We start from the raw sequence: 16,450 nt of genomic DNA, 5'->3' as shown, positions 1-16,450 counted from the left end.
CTCAGGTCTCGACCTGGAAAATGTCGCTGTTGTCCCGCACATAGGAGAGGGCGTAGTCCAGCTCACCGGGTGTTTCCGCGTGCAGCTCGAACAGGACCTGGTCCTTTTCCAACCTGTCGCCGAGGGCACAGTGCAGCAACAGACCTGAGGCGGGGGAGGCGGGCGCGCCGGCGAGCTTGGCGGCGCGGGCCAGGCGCCGGTTGTCGATGGCGGCGACGCGGCCGGCCTTTGTACTGCGCACCTCCTGCCGCAGTTTCGCCACCGGCGGCGTGCGCATGCCGCCCTGCGCCGCGCAGATGCGCTGGAATTTCTCCCAAGCGCGACCGCTGGCGAGTGTCTCCTCGGCTGCGGCCCCGCCGCTGCCGGATGCGGCGCTTCCGGCCAGTTCCAGGATCTCTCCGGCAAGGAATACGGCGCGTTCGCGCAGGTCCCGCGGCTGGTCCGCGCTGTTCTGCAGTACCGCGAGCAGGTCGCGGGCTTCCAGTGCCGGGCCTATGCCGCGCCCGACCGGCTGGCTGCCGTCGGTAAACACCGCGCGTACGGACAGCCCGATCTGTTCGCCGGTCCACTGCAGCAGTTGCGCCAGCCGCTCGGCGTCCTCCCGGCTGCGCACCTTGGCCGTGGGGCCGACCGGGATATCGATCAGCACATGGGTGGAACCGGCCGCGGCCTTCTTCGACAGCACCGAGGCCACCAATTGGCTTTCGCTGTCGATATCCAGTGCGCGCTCGACGCGGATCAGTATGTCATCAGCCGGGCTCAGGTCCACCGCCGAACCCCAGACGGCACAGCCGCCCTCGCGCTCCACCACCCGGCGCATTTCCGCCAGCGACAGCCTGACCGGGGCCAGGGTTTCCATGGTGTCGGCGGTGCCCGCCGGGGAGGTGATGGCGCGCGACGAGGTCTTCGGCATCAGCAGCCCGTGGCAGGTGACGATGGCCACAATCAGCGGTGTGGTGCGGTTGCCCGGCAGGCCGCCGACGCAGTGCTTGTCGACGATGATACCCGGCGGCCAGTGCAGCTGTTTGCCCGCATCGACCATGGCGCCGGTCAGGTGCGCGACCTCCTCGCGGCTCATCCGCTCGCCGGTGCAGGCGGTGAGGAAGGCGGAGATTTCCACGTCGGTGTAACGGCCGGCGCAGACATCGGCGATGATGTCGTTGAACTGGGACCGGTTCAGGGGGTGGCCGTAGATCTTGGCGCGCACCGCGCTCATCGACGCCACCGGTGGCGCGTGGGAGAAGCTGGCCAGCTCCCCGTCGGACGCCGCCAGCGCGCGCCAGGCGGATTCCGACAGGCCGAATTCGTCGTGGGCCAGGCGTTCCCCCTCAACCGAGTTGAGGGTGGCGAGAATACTCCGGTCTCCCATCGTAATTTTGATGCGCGCCTGGGCACTGAAACCCTCGGCGCGGCACACGTGGCAGTCCTGGCGCATGTACACCACATGCTCCTGGTGGGTGTCTATGCCGAAGCGGCGGGCCTTCAGCCGGTAATCTCCGCGGTTCATTTTTTCCGGCCCCTTTGCGGCTGAGGTCGTTGCGGTCGGCGGCTGCGGGCGCGCTCCAGCAGCGACAGAAGATCCAGGGCATCGTTGCTGAAGCGCACCTGGCGCATCAGGTTCCAGTTGTCGTGCAGGTGCTTTTGCAGGCAGTCGACGATGGTTTCCAGTGAGACCACATGCCAATGCGGCGGCGGCTGTTCCGGCTCTATGCCGCCGAACGCGATCATGCGCACGATGTGGCCGCGCGCACTGGTTTCCTCGCCGCTGTGCACCAGCTTCTGTGCCAGGGAGTGAGCGTGTTTCGGTTCGCAGCAGCCGAAGCGCATCAATGCCGCGGCCAGCACTTCCGGTCGGCGCGCGGCGGAGTTGAAGCGCGCGCGGCCGCGCTTTACCTCGCCGACGATCATGTCCGGCTGGTCGGTTGGACTGTCCAGCGCCGGGTCCGGCTCGAAGCGCGTGTCGCCGACGATCTTGTCGTGTTTGTGCAGGCGCACCTCGCGCCCGGCACCGGGAAAGCGAAAGGCCAGTACATCCAAGTCGCTGACGGTTGTGATTTCGCCGCGCGACGATTCCAGCAGCGGGTATTCGGTGATACAGAAATAGCCGTTGACCTGCAGGTAGGCACTGACCAGTGCGACGGAGGTATCCACGGCTCAGTCCAGCTCGACGGTTTCGCCCGGGGCGGGGCAGTGGCTGGCCCAGCCCGACTCCGCGCCCAGGTGGTCGGCGAGGGCGGTGCGGCTATCCGCTTCGCCGTGCACGATAAAAGTGCGGCGTGGGGGCGGGGCGCTGTGCAGCCAGCCGGTCAGCTCGCGCTGGTCGGCGTGCGCGGAGAGACCGTCGACCGTCTCGATGCGTGCTTCTACCGGAATATCGGCGCCGAGAATTGGCGCCACGTCTATGCCCCGCTGCAGCTCGGCCCCCAGGGTCTTCTCGGCCTGGTAGCCGACGATCAGCACCGCGTTGCGGGCATCCGCCAGGTAGTGCTTGAGGTGGTGCAGCACGCGCCCGCCGGTCGCCATGCCGCTGGCGGAGACGATGATTTTTGGGCCGCTGTGCGCGGCGATATGCTTTGACTGCTCGACACTGCGCGTGTATTCGGCGATGCCGCACATGGCTTCGCACTGGGCTTCGCTCAAGCGGTGCTCCTGCGCGTGTCGGCAATAGAGGCGGGTGGTGTTGATGGCCATGGGGCTGTCGAGGAATACCGGCACCTGCGGCAGGCGGCCCGCGGCCGTGGCTTGGGCAATTAGGTGCAGTATGCTCTGCGCCCGCCCCACGGCGAAGGCGGGAATCACCAGGGTGCCGCCGCCGGCGATGGTTTCCGCCACCAGCTTTTCCAGCCGCTCTGCCGGGTCTTCCGGTGAGTGCCGCCGCCCGCCGTAGGTGGATTCCACCAGCAGGTAGTCGGCGCCATCGAAGGGTTCAGGGGCGCGCATGACCGGGTCCCGGGGGCGGCCTATGTCCCCGGATACGCAGATTTTCAGTCCGTCGACCTCCAGGTAGACGCTGGCGGCGCCGAGGATATGGCCGGCGGAGCGGAAGTGTGCGCTGATTCCAGGAGCGACGTTAAAAGGCCGGTGCAGGGCGTGCGGCTGCATGGCGGCCAGGGTTGAGTCCACATCTTCCGGTGAGTACAGCGGCGTATCGGCCACAGTTTCCAGACCGTGGCGCTGCAGGTAGCTGTAGTGCTCCTGCTGCAGGTGCGCGGAGTCCGGCAGCAGGATATTGCACAGTTCCAGCGTGCCCGAGGTGGTGTGGATGGGGCCGGTGTAACCGCCGGCGATCAGCGCCGGCAGCATGCCGCTGTGATCGATATGCGCATGGGTCACCAGCACGGCGTCCAGCGATGCGGGCGAAAACGGCAGCGGCGCGCGGTTGCGCGCCGCCGCGTCACCGCCGCCCTGAAAGAGGCCGCAGTCCACCAGCCAGCGCCGCCCGTCGTGTTCAAACAGAAAGCGCGATCCGGTGACCGTATCCGTGGCGCCGAAGAAAGTTAGTTTCACGAGTCCCTCCGATATTCTGATGCCTCTAAGTCCGGGTCGGCGGCCTCGTCGTCCCGCTGCCGCAGTTCCACCGCTTGTGCCAGCTGGGCGGTGAACAGCCGCAGCAGGGCCAGGCCACCTTTCATCGATGACTGGAGTATCTGCTTGTCGTCCCAGTATTCGGTGTGCGGAAACCTGCGCGCTTCGGCTTGCCAGAATTCCCCGATCTGGCAGGCGTCCGCGGTCCAGGGGCGGCCCTTGTCCCCGCGGTTGCGAATGGTCTGTTGGAAAGCGCGATAGTCGGCCTCGTCTGTGGCGTCGCCGCTTGAACCTTGCGTCGCTGTATCCGGGGAATTGTCCCCGCCCGGCTCGCTGGCCCACAGCGCCCGCTCCTGCTGCATGGCCAGCAGGCGCAGCAACCCGAGTCCGGTCTCGATCAGCGCTTGGATTTCCGGGTGCTCGAGCCAGTAATCTGTGGAGGTGTAGCGCGAGATATCCGCCGATTTTTCCCTGAGTTTCTCGTCTGTCTCTTCGCCCCAGACATAGGCCAGGGCCTTGAGTACCTCGCGGCGGAAACGCCGCTCTTCCAGGTCGTCGTTGGTCGGCACCGGGCCGGCGGGGGGAGTTTCTCCGAGCAGGATAAACTCGCCCAACCCGCCCCAGATGCGGTCGAGAATGCGGCGCGGCGTTGCCCGCCGGGCCAGTTCGCGCGCGACTATGGGGCGCGCCTCCTCGGTGAACTTGAAATCCGGGTAGAGCACCAGATCGAGCGCCTCGGCGGTGACCACGGCCTTGGCCTGCAGCATCATCTCCGGCGGCATCACGATGTTGCATTCGGCTGCCGCCAGCAGTATGTCCAGGTAGGTGCGCGCCATACTGCGCTCGAGCAGCGGGGCGCCGTAGAACTGGTCGAGAATAGCGTCGTAGCGCTGGCGAAACTGATCGAGGTCGGCGCCTTTCAGGGAAGAGGCCATCTGCAGCAGGTGATGTGCGGCTCTGTCCCGCTGGCGTCGCTCTATGGCCACCCAGTAACAGAGGAAGCGGTCCTGGGTGCGCGCTGCTATTTTGCCCACCATGCCCACATCCAGGATGACGATGCGGCCGTCGGCCTTGAAAAAGATGTTGCCCGGGTGCAGATCCGCGTGGAAGAACGCATCGGTGACGAGCATCTGCAGCTCTATCTCGGCCAGGCGCCGCGCCAGCCGGTGGCGCTCGTGCGGCTGCAGATTCGGCGTCACCTCTTGCACGCGCATGCCGCTGACCCGTTCCATGGTCAGGCAGCGGCTGGTGGTGTAGTCCCAGTAGATGCTGGGAAAGATCACGTCGTCCTGGCCGGAGAAGTTTCGCCGGAATTCGTCGTAGGTCTCACCTTCCAGGTGGAAGTCCAGCTCCCTGAGGGTCCAGCGGCCGAACTCCTCCACCGCTGCCTCGGGTTTGAGGTTGCGCACCCGCGGGTAGAGGCGCGCCAATTGCCGGGCCAGCCAGCGGAGTATCGCCAGATCCTCCTCGATGACGGCCCGGATCCCGGGGCGCTGGATCTTCACCGCGACCTCGGTGCCGTCGTGCAGCACGGCGAAGTGCACCTGCGACAGGGAGGCCGAGGCAATGGGCTTTTCGTCGAAGGCGCCAAAGCAATCGGCTGGCGGCTTGCCCAGTTCCTCCTCCAGGATCTGTCGCACTTCGGCAAAGGGGAAAGGCGGCACTGTCTCCTGCAATGCCTGCAGCGCCCGGCTGTACTCCTCCGGTATCAGGTCGGGGCGGGTGCTGGCTATCTGCCCCAGCTTGATAAAGGTCGGCCCCAGTTCTATTACCGTGTTCAGCAGTCGCTGCGGCAGCGGCAGGGCGTGCCCGCAGGGGCAGGCCCCTTTTTCCTCTTTGCAGCGACAGGCTTCGGCGATCTCCGCCCGGCATTCCCGCGTCACCAGTGGGGCGAGAGGGGTCTTGTCCACGAACGCCTCGAATCCCTGGTGGAAGAGGATATGGGCTATGCCGCGCAGCCGCCGCAGCGTGCGGCCGCGCGCGGGGACTCCTTCGAGGTCGATGGCCATGTTTACCTCGGTTTCGTGCGGTTGAACTGGCGCTGGCGCGTCCGTCTCTGGTCCCGCCACAGGCGGAAGAACTGGGGGTTGGGTATCGCAGCGGACATCACCTCGGTGACGACCACCGAGGCCTCCTCGAAGGTCAGTACCCTGTCGGGCTTCAGCGTCAGGATCCTGTCGGAATACGGGTGCGGCTGTCCCGTCTCCGTCGGCCAGTCGTGGGCGATGACGCTATCTTGCTCGAACAGGTAGTGTTGATCCTCTGTGGAAAATCCGCCGGCGCGGATGAGCCTGTTGATACCCCTGACCTCCTCCTGGATGTGCCAGGTCTCGTACTCGATATCGATGCCCGGCAGTGTTCCGAACCCGGAAAAAATGGGCAGATACTCCTGGGGGATGTCGACCCAGATAACGTGGTAGCCATGGGTCCCCCCATCCGCGCGCGGAGTCAGGTCGAGCGACGTGCCGATAAATACCTTTGGCCACTCGGCAAACGGTGCCCGCCAGGCGAAGTGCCGGTTGCGTTCGAACTCGGTGACCGTCGCGTAGTGCATCACGTGGCGATCGCCCGGTTTCTCCCAGATCAAAAAGCGCGAGCCGAGCCCGCCCCGGCGGACCCGGTGCCACTCGGCGCCGACGTGAATGGTGCGCGTCCAGTCGGCGTAGCGCGCGAAGCGGCTGAACACGTTGAACACCAGCTCTGGGGACGCCGGGAAGTCCACTTCGCCGTCGGCGTACAGCAGGCGCACCCATTCGCCCTCACTGACGCGCTGGGGCCAGTCGGCTGCCAGGACCCGGTTGTCGGTGAAGAGATAGGCGAGGTCCGGTTCTTTTATCTTTCCCTGTTGAATCAGCTTGTCCAAACCGCGCAGCCGCGCCTCGAGGAAATCCGCCAGGGTCTTTTGATCAAACCCGGACATCGCGGTGAATCCGGCGACCACCGGCAAGTGCTCCTCGCGGGCCTCGAAGTAGAGAGTCTCGGTTACCCGGCTGCCGCCGCCGGACTTGGGGGCGATTTCCAGTTGGGTGCCGATATAGGCGCGGTTCCACTCGCTGAACGGCGCCCGCCAGGCGAAGCGCCGGTTGCACTCCAGCTCGGTCACTTCCCCGAAGTGCGCCAGGTGCCGCGCGCCGGGTTTGTCGTACAGGATGAATCGCGAACCGGGTCCCCCCTCGCGGACGACAAGCCAGTGGCCCGCGCCCTGAACGTCCGGCGCCCACTGTTCGTACTCGGCCCAGCGACTGTACGCGTTAAAGAAAGTGTCGACCTCGGTCGCAACCTCCACCGTTGCAGCCGCGTGCTCTATGCGGACCATCGCCGGATCGATACGGCTGGGCCCGGTCGTATGGGAATGAGCTCCCGAGTGATGGTGCTGATCAGAACCTTTTTTCATCTCCTCGCCAGCCATTTTGAAGACGGTCAGCGGCTGGCGGTGCCGGGCAAGCGCCAGCGCGGAATAAAGCGCGGCGTCACTGCGGCGTAGCGGCGCCAGGTGTCGCCGAAGCGCGCCTCGGTTTCGCGCTCCTCGCGCTTGGCCAGGTGCACGTACATGTAAACCAGTATCGGGTACATCACCAGGGTCAGCAGCGTCGGCCACTGCAGCAGGAAACCGGTCATGATCAGGATAAAGCCCAAGTATTGGGGGTGGCGCAGGTGGCGGTAGATGCCGCCGGTGGCCAGGGTGCCGCTCTGCTGCGCCGCGTACAGCTGGCGCCAGCCGGCCGCGATCAGCCAGAAGCCGGCGCCGATCAGCGCGAAACTCAACAGGTGGAAGGGGCCGAAGTGGGGATTGGCCTCCCAGCCGAACAGCATCTCCAACAGGTGGCCGGCATCGTGGGACAGCCAGTCCACATCCGGGTAGCGGGACTGCAGCCAGCCGGACAGCAGGAAGATGGTCAGCGGGTAGCCGTACATCTCCGCAAAGAGCGCCACCACGAAGGCGCTGAAGGCACCGAAGCTGCGCCAGTCGGTGCGCGTCTGCGGCTTGAAGAAGCTCAGCGCAAAGAGGATAAATACCACCGAGTTGATGATCACCAGCCCCCAAAGGCCGTAGGCCTGTATTTCTCCGTGGCTCACCGCCGGTCCTCCCTGTCGTCCCGCTCCCCGCCGCCGTGGTGGTGCCCGTGCCCGCCATGTCCTCCGTGACCACCATGGCCCCCGTGCATAAAGACATGCATCAGCGGGCAGACCAGCAGTATCAGGTAGGGCAGGGCGCCGAGCATGTGCGCGCGGTGCTCCTCCAGCAGCAGGAAAGCGGAAATGGCCGCGAAGGCGAGAAATACCAGCCAGAATTTCCATTGCATAGGCTTACTCTCCAACTTTTAACGCAGTTGCGTCGGAAACCATCGCTCTGTGGGAGCCAGCCCTGCTGGCGATATGGGGGCTGCCAGCGGAACCTTCCTATTCGCCTGCAGGGCAGGCTCCCACAGGACACTACTTCCGCTCATCACTCCTAAACCTGCACGCGGTTCAGGCGCAGCGAGTTGCCAATCACCGACACCGAGCTGAAGGCCATCGCAGCGGCGGCGATAATCGGTGACAGCAGCAGGCCGAAGGCCGGGTAGAGCACGCCGGCGGCGATGGGCACGCCGGTGGCGTTGTAGGCGAAGGCGAAGAACAGGTTCTGCTTGATATTGCGCAGGGTCGCGTGGGAAAGGCCCCGTGCCCGCGCTATACCGCGCAGGTCGCCCTTGACCAGGGTGACGCCGGCGCTCTCCATGGCCACGTCGGTGCCGGTGCCCATGGCGATGCCCACCTGCGCCTGGGCCAGCGCCGGGGCGTCGTTGATACCGTCGCCGGCCATAGCGACTGTGCGGCCCTCCGCTTGCAGGCGCTTGATGGACTCGGCTTTCTCGTTCGGCAGCACCTCCGCGAACACCTTGTCGATCCCCAGTTTGCGCGCCACCGCCTCGGCGGTGGTGCGGCTGTCGCCGGTGATCATCACTATCTCCACCCCTTCTTGGTGCAGGGCTTCGATGGCCTCCGGCGTCGAGTCCTTGATCGGGTCCGCCACACCCACCAGCCCCGCGGCTTTGCCTTCCACCGCCACGAACATCGCCGTCTGCCCCTCGGCGCGCAGGGACTCGGCAGTTTTCAACATCTCGCCGATATCCACCTGCAGGTCTTCCATCAGCGCCTTGTTGCCGAGTGCCACTGCCTGGCCGTCCACGCTGCCGCGCACGCCCTTGCCGGTGATGGAGTCGAAATCCTCGGTCTTTGCCAGCTCCACATCGCGCTTTTCCGCGCCGCGCACTATGGCGGCGGCCAGCGGGTGCTCACTGCCGCGCTCCAGGGAGCCGGCCAGGCGCAGCAACAGTTGCTCGTCGAAGCCCGCCGCCGGCACGACGCTGACCAGCTGCGGCTTGCCCAGGGTCAGGGTGCCGGTCTTGTCCACCACCAATGTGTCCACCTTGCGCAGCAGCTCTATAGCCTCGGCGTTCTTGAACAGCACGCCCAGTCCGGCGCCCTTGCCGGTGGCCACCATGATCGACATGGGCGTGGCCAGGCCCAGGGCGCAGGGGCAGGCGATGATCAGCACCGCCACCGCGTTGATCATTGCGAAGACAAAGCGAGGTTCGGGACCTATGGTGGCCCAGACAACAAAACTGATCAGCGCGATCAGCACCACCGCCGGCACGAAGTAGGAGGCCACTAGGTCCGCTAAGTTCTGGATGGGCGCACGGGAGCGCTGCGCCTCGGCCACCATCTGCACTATCTGCGCCAGCAGGGTTTCGGTGCCGACGCGCTCCGCCTCCATCACCAACCCGCCGGTGCCGTTGACCGTGGCGCCGATGACCTTTTCCCCTGCGGTCTTTTCCACCGGAATCGGCTCGCCGGTGATCATCGACTCGTCGACGCTGGAGCGCCCCTCCAGCACCACGCCGTCTATCGGTATCTTTTCGCCGGGGCGCACCCGCAGCTTGTCGCCCGGCTGGACTCGGTCCAGGGGCAGGTCCTCCTCGCTGCCGTCCGGGTTTATCCGTCGCGCCGTCTTCGGCGCCAGCCCCAGCAGGGCGCGGATGGCGGCATTGGTTGCGCTGCGCGCCTTCAGCTCCAGTACCTGGCCCAGCAGCACCAGGGTGACGATCACCGCCGCGGCCTCGAAATAGACGCCGACCATGCCGCTCTCCTCGCGGAAGGTCTCGGGAAAAAGATCCGGGAACAGCAGCGCGATCACACTGTAGAAATAGGCCACGGCGACACCCAGCCCAATCAGGGTGAACATATTCAGCTTGCGGGTAATCACCGAACGCACGCCGCGCACAAAGAAAGGCCAACCGCCCCAGAGCACCACCGGCGTGGCCAGGATCATTTCCAGCCAGCCGCTCACCTTTGGCGAAATCCACTCGTGCAAGTGCAGGAAGGGAATAAATTTGGACATCGCCAGCAGCACTACGGGCACCGTGAGCAGGGCGCTGATCCAGAAGCGCCGGCGCATATCCGCGAGTTCCGGGTTTTCCTCCTCCGCGAGTGCGCTGCGCGGTTCCAGGGCCATGCCGCAGATGGGACAGTCGCCGGGTTCGCTGCGCACGATTTCCGGGTGCATGGGGCAGGTCCACTCGGTGGAAACCGCGACCGGCGCCTTCAGCTCCAGGGCCATGCCACATTCCGGGCAGCTGCCGGGCTTGTCCGACTCCACCTGAGGATGCATGGGGCAGGTGTAGACAGCGCCGCCGGCGGATTTACTGTGGGCGTCATCTTGCGGGCGGTGTTTGTGCTGCGGCATAAGGTGCTTTCCCTGACCTGATCGCGCTACTGACGGCAAATGTTGAATATCAGTAATAGTCCAGCCGGGGCACTTGCTACTCTTTGATATAGATCAAGTGGCGGGCGAAAACGCTTCGCTATTTTTGTTGCACCGTGTTCCTTTACCTGTGGAGACTGAAAGTGCAAGTCGAGACCCTGAGGGATGTGCTGGTGTGGACCCGCGAGTTTCACAAGAATTTATCCGCCTGCCTGCAGCACTGCGCGGGCAGGAACGAGAATGCCCGCTCCAAAATGCTGCTCGAATACCTGGCGCGGCACGAGCAGGAACTTTCGCAGACAGTTGCCGGCTTCGTGGAAACTGCCGAAACCAGGGCGCTGAACACCTGGTGTTACGACTTTCTGGAAAAGCATCCCATTTTGCACAGCGCGCAGTGCGACGCGCCCTTCCAGGCGTTAGAGCCGGACGAAATTATGGGTATCGTCACCGACCAGCAGGAGCAGGTGATCGATCTCTACCGCTACCTCCACGGCAGGGCGGACATAGAGGCAACCCGGGAGCTGATGGAAGAGCTGGAGTCGCTGGAGGAGCAGGAGACCAAGCAGATGGTCCAGGGTGCCAACCGAATGCAGGAGATGTAACACTTCATTAAACAGGGAGACTCGTAATGAAACTGCACGCGTGTAAATTTGGCATCGCCGCCGCGCTCAGCTTTGCCATCGCCTGGCTGCTTTGCAGCCTGCTGGTGATGTTACTTCCGGGCATGACGATGGGCCTGTCCGGCGACATGCTGCATATGGACATTTCCCAGATGGGTTGGCACCTCACGGTCAAGGGTGTGTTCATCGGTATGATTGCCTGGGCGGTGGTTGCCGGTTTCATTGGCTGGCTGCTGGCCTGGATCTACAACCGTTTGGTTTAGGTGTTGGCGGCTGTGGCGGCTAGACAATTGCAGGATCCTGTCTGCGGCATGATGGTGGCAGAGGACTCCTACCCCCTCGAGCATCTGCACATTCACTACGCTTTCTGCTCCGAGCAGTGCCGGGAACGCTTTCGCCGCTACCCGCACCTGTTTGTCGGTGACCCGGCGCACGGCCCGTCGGAAAAACAGAAGGGCAGGGTAGAGCGCAAAGCGCACCGGATTAAACTGGTTGCCGCGGTGGAGGGAACAAAGCGAGAGAGCCTGAGAAATGCCGTCGAGTCGCTGATGGGTGTTGAGACGGTGGATGTCGGCGGCGATCAGGTGCTGGTGGTCTACGATCTGGTGCAGGTTTCGCTGAACGATATCGAAGATGCCATCATTGCCGAGATCGGCGGTATACGCGAAGGGGTGACGGATAAAATCCGCCGTGCATTTATCCACTACAGCGAAGAGTGCGAGCTGGAAAATCTCGCGCATCTCTCCGGCCACCACCGCCATTGAGAAACACCGTCCCGCAATCCGCCACCAGGCAACACCGGCCCTCAGCGAGACTAACCCTTCCTTGCCTGTGAAGCCGGGCGCGCGCCGATCTTGGCGCATGAAAGCTAACGAATTCTAACGAGATGTGATGTCCTATTTTATTCTGCCGGTAGTGGCACTGGCAGTAGTGGCCATGTTGTTCCGCCCGGCGTTGCAGAATTTGCCGCTGTGGCGCGCCACGCTAACACCGCTCGCATCCATTATCGGCAGTGGCTTCCTTATTTCCGGACCCCTGCTTACCCATATCGTGGAAGTCTGGGCGCCGCTGGCAATGCTCGGCATTCTGCTGGCGGCCTTCGCCATCGGCGCCGTCATCCGATTCAATATCATCTATGCAGAGCCGCTGCTGGCAGGGAGAGATCGTCCGACTGCTGCAATAGCGCTCCAGCGCATATCGGATCTGGCGCTCGGCTTTGCCTATATCGTATCGGTGGCTTTCTATCTGCGCCTGTTTGCGTCTTTCGTTGCACGAATTGGCAGCTTCCGCGACGCGGCGATCGAGAATGCGCTGACCACCGCAGTGCTGTTATTTATCGCTGCAGTCGGTTGGTTGCGCGGTCTAGCTGGGCTGGAAAAAATGGAAGAGGCGGCGGTGGTGGTCAAGCTCGGCATTATTGCGGCGCTGCTTTTGGGGCTGGCCGAATTCGACATGTATTGGCTCGCTGCCGATGAAACGCTTGTGATTCCGGGTGTTGACCTTTCCGGAATGGAGCGTCTGCGACTACTGGCGGGGTTGCTGTTGATTGTGCAGGGGTTCGAAACCTCGCGTTATCTGGGCAAGGCCTACGACCAACCCACGCGTGTAAGGTCGATGCGGAATGCCCAGCTGATTGCGAGTGCCGTCTACCTGCTTTTTGTAATGCTGGGTTTGCCTCTCTTATTGGCGTTTCACGGTATCGCGGATGAGACGGCGATTATCACCCTGGCAGAAAGAGTCGCGGCAATACTGCCCGCGATGATTGTCGTGGCCGCGGTGATGAGCCAGTTCAGCGCCGCGGTGGCCGATACCGCCGGGGGAGGGGGGCTGTTCAACGAGGTTTCCGGCGGCAGAATTTCGCCCCGCAAGGGCTATCTGTGCCTCATCATCACCGCGATCATATTGGTGTGGACTGCAAATGTGTTCGAAATCGTCACATTGGCATCGCGCATCTTCGCGCTCTATTACCTGCTGCAGTGCCTGGTGGCGATAGCCGTATGTGTTACGGAAAGTTCAGCAGGATCGAAGCGCCACCTGCTGATTCCGGCTATTTCAGCAATGGCCATCTTGTTGGCGCTCGTCGTTATTTTCGCTATTCCTGTGGCGTGAATCTAATAATCGCGAGGCTAACCTGAATGTTGCACCGCGCCGCGCAGCTTGTGCTCTAAAATTTTGCAGTCAAGCCACTTTCCCGAATTATTCCCGGGTTACAGTTTTCTAGCCACCACCGCTGGCCGCACCGTCCCCTGGTCTCTGCACTGAGCGCGCAGATCTCGATGCAATCATCGCGGCCCGCGATGCAATATCCGGGCTAGGGTGAAATAAATATTCGCATTTGCGTTTTTGTTTCAAGGCTCTCTGGCTCTTACCGCAGTGTGCGAATGCTGTTGCGTAAAACCGGCGTCTAGATAGTCCAGTGTCCTTTTCCTTGAGAGGTGAGTTTCTACTACTTTATGCGGTGGTTGTTAATAGATATGGGTGTCATTGCTGTTTTAAGCCATTCATATGCCTCCGGATGAATGGCGCAGGTCGAAGCTAAGGCCGGTCATATCCTGTGTTACCTGAAATCAACTGCTAAAGGATCTCAGATGAAGAGATCAAGAACTTTATATTGTCTCTCCGGCCTCCTTTTTGCTCAGACAGCGTTGGCGCAGTGTCGCTGGGGGAAAATGGTTTCGAAGATTTCGGATACGGGCGCTTCGTGCTTGTCGGTTATGGCAACGCTATGTACGAAGATGCAGATCTCGCGGACAACAGCGTGTTCACAACTAACTTCGTGCCCATTTTCCTGTTCAATCTGAGTGACAAGCTGCATGTGGAGGCGGAGACGGAGTTCAGTCTCAACGATCTGGGGGAGACCGAGGTAGAACTGGAGTACGCCAACGCGCATTATTTTCTGACGAACACGACCACACTGACGGCGGGGAAGTTTCTGCTGCCCTTCGGCCAGTTCAGTGCCAACTTTCACCCGAGCTGGATTAATCGCTCACCCTGGACTCCGGGAATCTACGGTCCTCACGACGGCAACCAGGCCATGGAGCCGCTGCTGCCGGTATTGAGCGATGTGGGCCTGGCCCTGCAGCAGGTGATTCCGCTCTGTCCCGACAGAAAGGTATTTATCGATCTGTATGTCAGCAACGGAGCCCGGGAAGAATTAGAGGAGAACGGCGTGGACCCGGATGCGCCGGACGAAACGCTGGACGAAGAGTTGCACGAAGAGTTACATAGCATAGAGCCCGAGGTGGAATTCGAGGCGGCGAGCGTCGACAACAACAATAACAAGGCAGTCGGTGGGCGCCTGGCTGTCGCGTTTTTGCCACCGTTGGAAATAGGGGCGTCCTACTACAAGGCCAAATACGACGACGAGGGCGATTTCGAAGTGATCGCCAAGGGGCTGGATCTCAACTGGGTGGGCCGGCACTTCATAGTCCGCGGCGAATATATTCGCAAGGAAACCGAGGGCCTGGAGGAGATCGAAGAAGACGTATTTCGTGAACATACCTTTAAGCGCAATGGCTGGTATCTGCAGGGCACCCTGCAGCTCGGACGAATCTGGCCGGTCCTCGGCGGCACCGAGTTTCTTCTCGAACGCTCTGTTACCAGCAAGCTGGATAAGGCGCACCGCTGGGTCTACGGATTCAACTATTGGCTCGCCCCCCGCACGGTGATCAAGCTCGCCTATGAGGATACCGATGTCAAAGACGGGGAAGACGATAACCGCGTTGCCCTGCAATTCAGCTACGCATTTTGAGAGGCAGAGCCATGAAAATTCCACACACTGCTTCCGCGCGCCGCCTCCTGTTCATGCTGGTGATTTCCTCCTCTTCTTTCGCCGGAGGGGACGGATTTCCGGCGAGTGGCGCCGAGGTCATCAACAACAACTGCTCGCGCTGCCACAATTCGCGGCCGGTGCAGGAATTCAGCCTGGAGGACTGGTCGGTGATCATGCCGCACATGCGCCACCAAGCCCATCTGACCGGCGAGGAAACGCGGGCGGTTATGGACTATTTCCGGACGCTGAGCCGGCGGCCGCCGGCGGAGTCCGTTCCGGTGCCGGCGAAAACGGCGAGCGGCAAGGAGTTGATGACCCGCTACGGTTGCCTGGGGTGCCACAGTCTGGGCGGCCAGGGCGGCAGCGTCGGTCCCGCATTGGATGGTGTGGTCCAGCGGCGGGGGGCGGACTTCGTCAGGAAAAAACTTGCGAATCCCCAATTCGACAATCCGCAATCGACTATGCCGCGAGCGCCGCTCTCGGGAGCGGAGATCCAGGCAATCGTCGACTATCTCGCTAGAAAGTAGCGGGTGAAGCGGACAGCCTTTTTAAAACTCTGCATTACCTGGTAAAGGCCTCTATAGCCGAACCACAGGTGTTTAAATCGGGTACTGCTGCTGCAGTACCCGATTGCTGTTGGCGGATCAATAAGCCAGGTAGACGTAGTGCACTGTGGCGCTGCCGTCGGCTTGAGTTTCTATCCAAACTTCCATGTGGTCTGTCTTATGCACCCGGTGGCCCAAGCCGAAGTTCCGGCTATTGCCCACCGCGCTGCTGGCGCTGCCCGTAGCGTAGCTGTTGTAGCCATCCGCGTGGTCATACATGGCCATCAGCGTGTCGTAGTCGTGCTGATTGGGCCACTGACTGTTGGGGTCGGAGGAATAGTCCATGCAAGTCTGCTGGCTGGAGCCGTCCTCACTGGTGTGGTCCAGACCCAGCACATGACCGATCTCCTGGCACATCACGTGGTTTTTTTCTGCCGGGTCTTCCCAATACGAGGAATAGGAGTCGTTCATCTTGGCAGTGCCCTGGGTGATGTGGCTGTTGCTGTCGATGTTTATGCTGGCGAGACCCAGCCAGCCATTAAATCCGTAACTGGCATTGCAGACGCGCATCTGCCCCGAAACCATCTTGCACTGCTTGCGCGCTCTCCTGGAATCATCTGCGGAAGTAATCGCCATATTGAACACATCGGAAATGTTCCACATGTTCAGTGAATCGTTCAGTTCGTTGTCCCAGAATGCGGTGGTGCTGTCGACTACCTGCAGGGGAATGGGTGTGCTGGTGGACATTCTGGCCCAGTGGTAGTCATTCCAGGAATTGTTTGCCTGGGAGATGGAAGGGATTGCCACGCACGCAGCAAAGGAAATGGCCCAAGCGATACGGCTGACAGCATTTGTTGGAAGATTCATGACTTCTCCATTGATGTCTGTTTATTAGGGTTTTGTACATCAGGAGATTGATATGCTTCGACGACTACGGGTTTCCGTTATTATCAATCGCCGCGATTTATCACATGGAGTTCGCACGGGCGTCAATTGCCGGCTTTGCAATTTGTGGCTTCGTTTTGATGGCTGGCGTTTTTCTCAACCAGTGCCCTCGGCAGAAAATGCAGGAAATTTATGAATGGCGGGATGAAAAAATTTCCTGGGGAAGATTTGGCGGGTTGGCGTACGGTATCGCCGGGATAAATATTTCGGTATCTGCTCTTTTGGGAGTTCGGTGATGCTTTTTCTTGGCAGTCTTTCGTTTTTTCGAAATATTTATCCCGATTTGTTGATGTGAATA

General features: G+C 61.9%; 16 protein-coding genes. 7 read left to right on the top strand and 9 right to left on the bottom strand.

Going from position 1 to position 16,450, the window contains the following annotated elements; genetic code table 11:
- Position 1: 1 nt before the first annotated feature.
- The 8 genes from RRF64_RS02890 to RRF64_RS02855 form a co-directional block, all read right to left on the bottom strand.
- Positions 2–1,507 carry a thymidine phosphorylase family protein gene (locus RRF64_RS02890; protein WP_323844322.1) on the bottom strand — a complete coding sequence of 502 codons (1,506 nt, stop codon included), beginning with the start codon at positions 1,505–1,507 and terminating at the stop codon, positions 2–4.
- A complete protein-coding gene (locus RRF64_RS02885) occupies positions 1,504–2,151 on the bottom strand; it encodes a hypothetical protein (protein ID WP_323844321.1) in 648 nt (215 codons plus the stop codon). Before RRF64_RS02885 ends, RRF64_RS02890 begins: the two co-directional genes overlap by 4 nt.
- A gap of 3 nt (positions 2,152–2,154) precedes the next feature.
- On the bottom strand, positions 2,155–3,507 hold the full coding sequence (locus tag RRF64_RS02880; protein ID WP_323844320.1) for an MBL fold metallo-hydrolase: 1,353 nt from the start codon (positions 3,505–3,507) through the stop codon (positions 2,155–2,157).
- On the bottom strand, positions 3,504–5,534 hold the full coding sequence (locus RRF64_RS02875; protein ID WP_323844319.1) for an ABC1 kinase family protein: 2,031 nt from the start codon (positions 5,532–5,534) through the stop codon (positions 3,504–3,506). Before RRF64_RS02875 ends, RRF64_RS02880 begins: the two co-directional genes overlap by 4 nt.
- 2 nt (positions 5,535–5,536) lie before the next feature.
- Positions 5,537–6,919: an SRPBCC family protein gene (locus RRF64_RS02870; protein ID WP_323844318.1), complete on the bottom strand. Its 1,383-nt coding sequence runs from the start codon at positions 6,917–6,919 to the stop codon at positions 5,537–5,539.
- 26 nt (positions 6,920–6,945) lie between these two features.
- Positions 6,946–7,602 carry a methyltransferase family protein gene (locus tag RRF64_RS02865; RefSeq protein ID WP_323844317.1) on the bottom strand — a complete coding sequence of 219 codons (657 nt, stop codon included), beginning with the start codon at positions 7,600–7,602 and terminating at the stop codon, positions 6,946–6,948.
- Positions 7,599–7,829, bottom strand: coding sequence for a DUF2933 domain-containing protein (locus tag RRF64_RS02860; RefSeq protein WP_323844316.1), 231 nt, complete (start codon positions 7,827–7,829; stop codon positions 7,599–7,601). Before RRF64_RS02860 ends, RRF64_RS02865 begins: the two co-directional genes overlap by 4 nt.
- Before the next feature lie 149 nt (positions 7,830–7,978).
- A complete protein-coding gene (locus RRF64_RS02855) occupies positions 7,979–10,252 on the bottom strand; it encodes a copper-transporting P-type ATPase (protein WP_323844315.1) in 2,274 nt (757 codons plus the stop codon).
- Positions 10,253–10,413: 161 nt separating this feature from the next.
- On the opposite strand from RRF64_RS02855, the gene RRF64_RS02850 reads away from it, so the two are divergent.
- The 6 genes from RRF64_RS02850 to RRF64_RS02825 all read left to right on the top strand — a co-directional run bounded on the left by RRF64_RS02850 (position 10,414) and on the right by RRF64_RS02825 (position 15,189).
- Positions 10,414–10,872, top strand: a complete 459-nt coding sequence (locus RRF64_RS02850) for an ATPase (protein WP_323844314.1) — start codon at positions 10,414–10,416, stop codon at positions 10,870–10,872.
- A gap of 26 nt (positions 10,873–10,898) precedes the next feature.
- Positions 10,899–11,153 (top strand): DUF5676 family membrane protein, encoded by a 255-nt coding sequence (locus RRF64_RS02845; protein ID WP_323844313.1) that lies wholly within the window; start codon positions 10,899–10,901, stop codon positions 11,151–11,153.
- A 12-nt stretch (positions 11,154–11,165) separates the two neighbouring features.
- Positions 11,166–11,654 (top strand): hypothetical protein, encoded by a 489-nt coding sequence (locus RRF64_RS02840; RefSeq protein WP_323844312.1) that lies wholly within the window; start codon positions 11,166–11,168, stop codon positions 11,652–11,654.
- Positions 11,655–11,781: 127 nt separating this feature from the next.
- Positions 11,782–12,999: a hypothetical protein gene (locus RRF64_RS02835; RefSeq protein ID WP_323844311.1), complete on the top strand. Its 1,218-nt coding sequence runs from the start codon at positions 11,782–11,784 to the stop codon at positions 12,997–12,999.
- 616 nt (positions 13,000–13,615) lie between these two features.
- On the top strand, positions 13,616–14,641 hold the full coding sequence (locus tag RRF64_RS02830) for a porin (RefSeq protein WP_323844310.1): 1,026 nt from the start codon (positions 13,616–13,618) through the stop codon (positions 14,639–14,641).
- A gap of 11 nt (positions 14,642–14,652) precedes the next feature.
- On the top strand, positions 14,653–15,189 hold the full coding sequence (locus RRF64_RS02825; protein ID WP_323844309.1) for a c-type cytochrome: 537 nt from the start codon (positions 14,653–14,655) through the stop codon (positions 15,187–15,189).
- Positions 15,190–15,306: 117 nt separating this feature from the next.
- Here the strand turns inward: RRF64_RS02825 and RRF64_RS02820 are convergent, their stop codons facing one another.
- Complete coding sequence (locus tag RRF64_RS02820) at positions 15,307–16,074, bottom strand: zinc metalloprotease (protein WP_323844308.1); 768 nt, start codon at positions 16,072–16,074, stop codon at positions 15,307–15,309.
- A 104-nt stretch (positions 16,075–16,178) separates the two neighbouring features.
- Between RRF64_RS02820 and RRF64_RS02815 the strand changes: the two genes are divergently transcribed.
- Positions 16,179–16,388 (top strand): hypothetical protein, encoded by a 210-nt coding sequence (locus RRF64_RS02815; RefSeq protein WP_323844307.1) that lies wholly within the window; start codon positions 16,179–16,181, stop codon positions 16,386–16,388.
- The last annotated feature ends 62 nt before the right edge of the window (positions 16,389–16,450 follow it).

Source organism: Microbulbifer magnicolonia, assembly GCF_035117725.1.
GTDB lineage: Bacteria > Pseudomonadota > Gammaproteobacteria > Pseudomonadales > Cellvibrionaceae > Microbulbifer > Microbulbifer magnicolonia.
This window is presented reverse-complemented; position numbering and strand designations above follow the sequence as displayed.

What these genes read in the sequence shown, in the direction of transcription:
- RRF64_RS02830 (WP_323844310.1), top strand. Translation starts at nt 13,616, where the DNA reads ATGTACGAAGATGCAGATCTCGCGGACAACAGCGTGTTCACAACTAAC.
- RRF64_RS02855 (WP_323844315.1), bottom strand. Translation starts at nt 10,252, where the DNA reads ATGCCGCAGCACAAACACCGCCCGCAAGATGACGCCCACAGTAAATCC.
- RRF64_RS02870 (WP_323844318.1), bottom strand. Translation starts at nt 6,919, where the DNA reads ATGAAAAAAGGTTCTGATCAGCACCATCACTCGGGAGCTCATTCCCAT.
- RRF64_RS02860 (WP_323844316.1), bottom strand. Translation starts at nt 7,829, where the DNA reads ATGCAATGGAAATTCTGGCTGGTATTTCTCGCCTTCGCGGCCATTTCC.
- RRF64_RS02835 (WP_323844311.1), top strand. Translation starts at nt 11,782, where the DNA reads ATGTCCTATTTTATTCTGCCGGTAGTGGCACTGGCAGTAGTGGCCATG.
- RRF64_RS02890 (WP_323844322.1), bottom strand. Translation starts at nt 1,507, where the DNA reads ATGAACCGCGGAGATTACCGGCTGAAGGCCCGCCGCTTCGGCATAGAC.
- RRF64_RS02815 (WP_323844307.1), top strand. Translation starts at nt 16,179, where the DNA reads ATGGAGTTCGCACGGGCGTCAATTGCCGGCTTTGCAATTTGTGGCTTC.
- RRF64_RS02825 (WP_323844309.1), top strand. Translation starts at nt 14,653, where the DNA reads ATGAAAATTCCACACACTGCTTCCGCGCGCCGCCTCCTGTTCATGCTG.
- RRF64_RS02845 (WP_323844313.1), top strand. Translation starts at nt 10,899, where the DNA reads ATGAAACTGCACGCGTGTAAATTTGGCATCGCCGCCGCGCTCAGCTTT.
- RRF64_RS02820 (WP_323844308.1), bottom strand. Translation starts at nt 16,074, where the DNA reads ATGAATCTTCCAACAAATGCTGTCAGCCGTATCGCTTGGGCCATTTCC.
- RRF64_RS02875 (WP_323844319.1), bottom strand. Translation starts at nt 5,534, where the DNA reads ATGGCCATCGACCTCGAAGGAGTCCCCGCGCGCGGCCGCACGCTGCGG.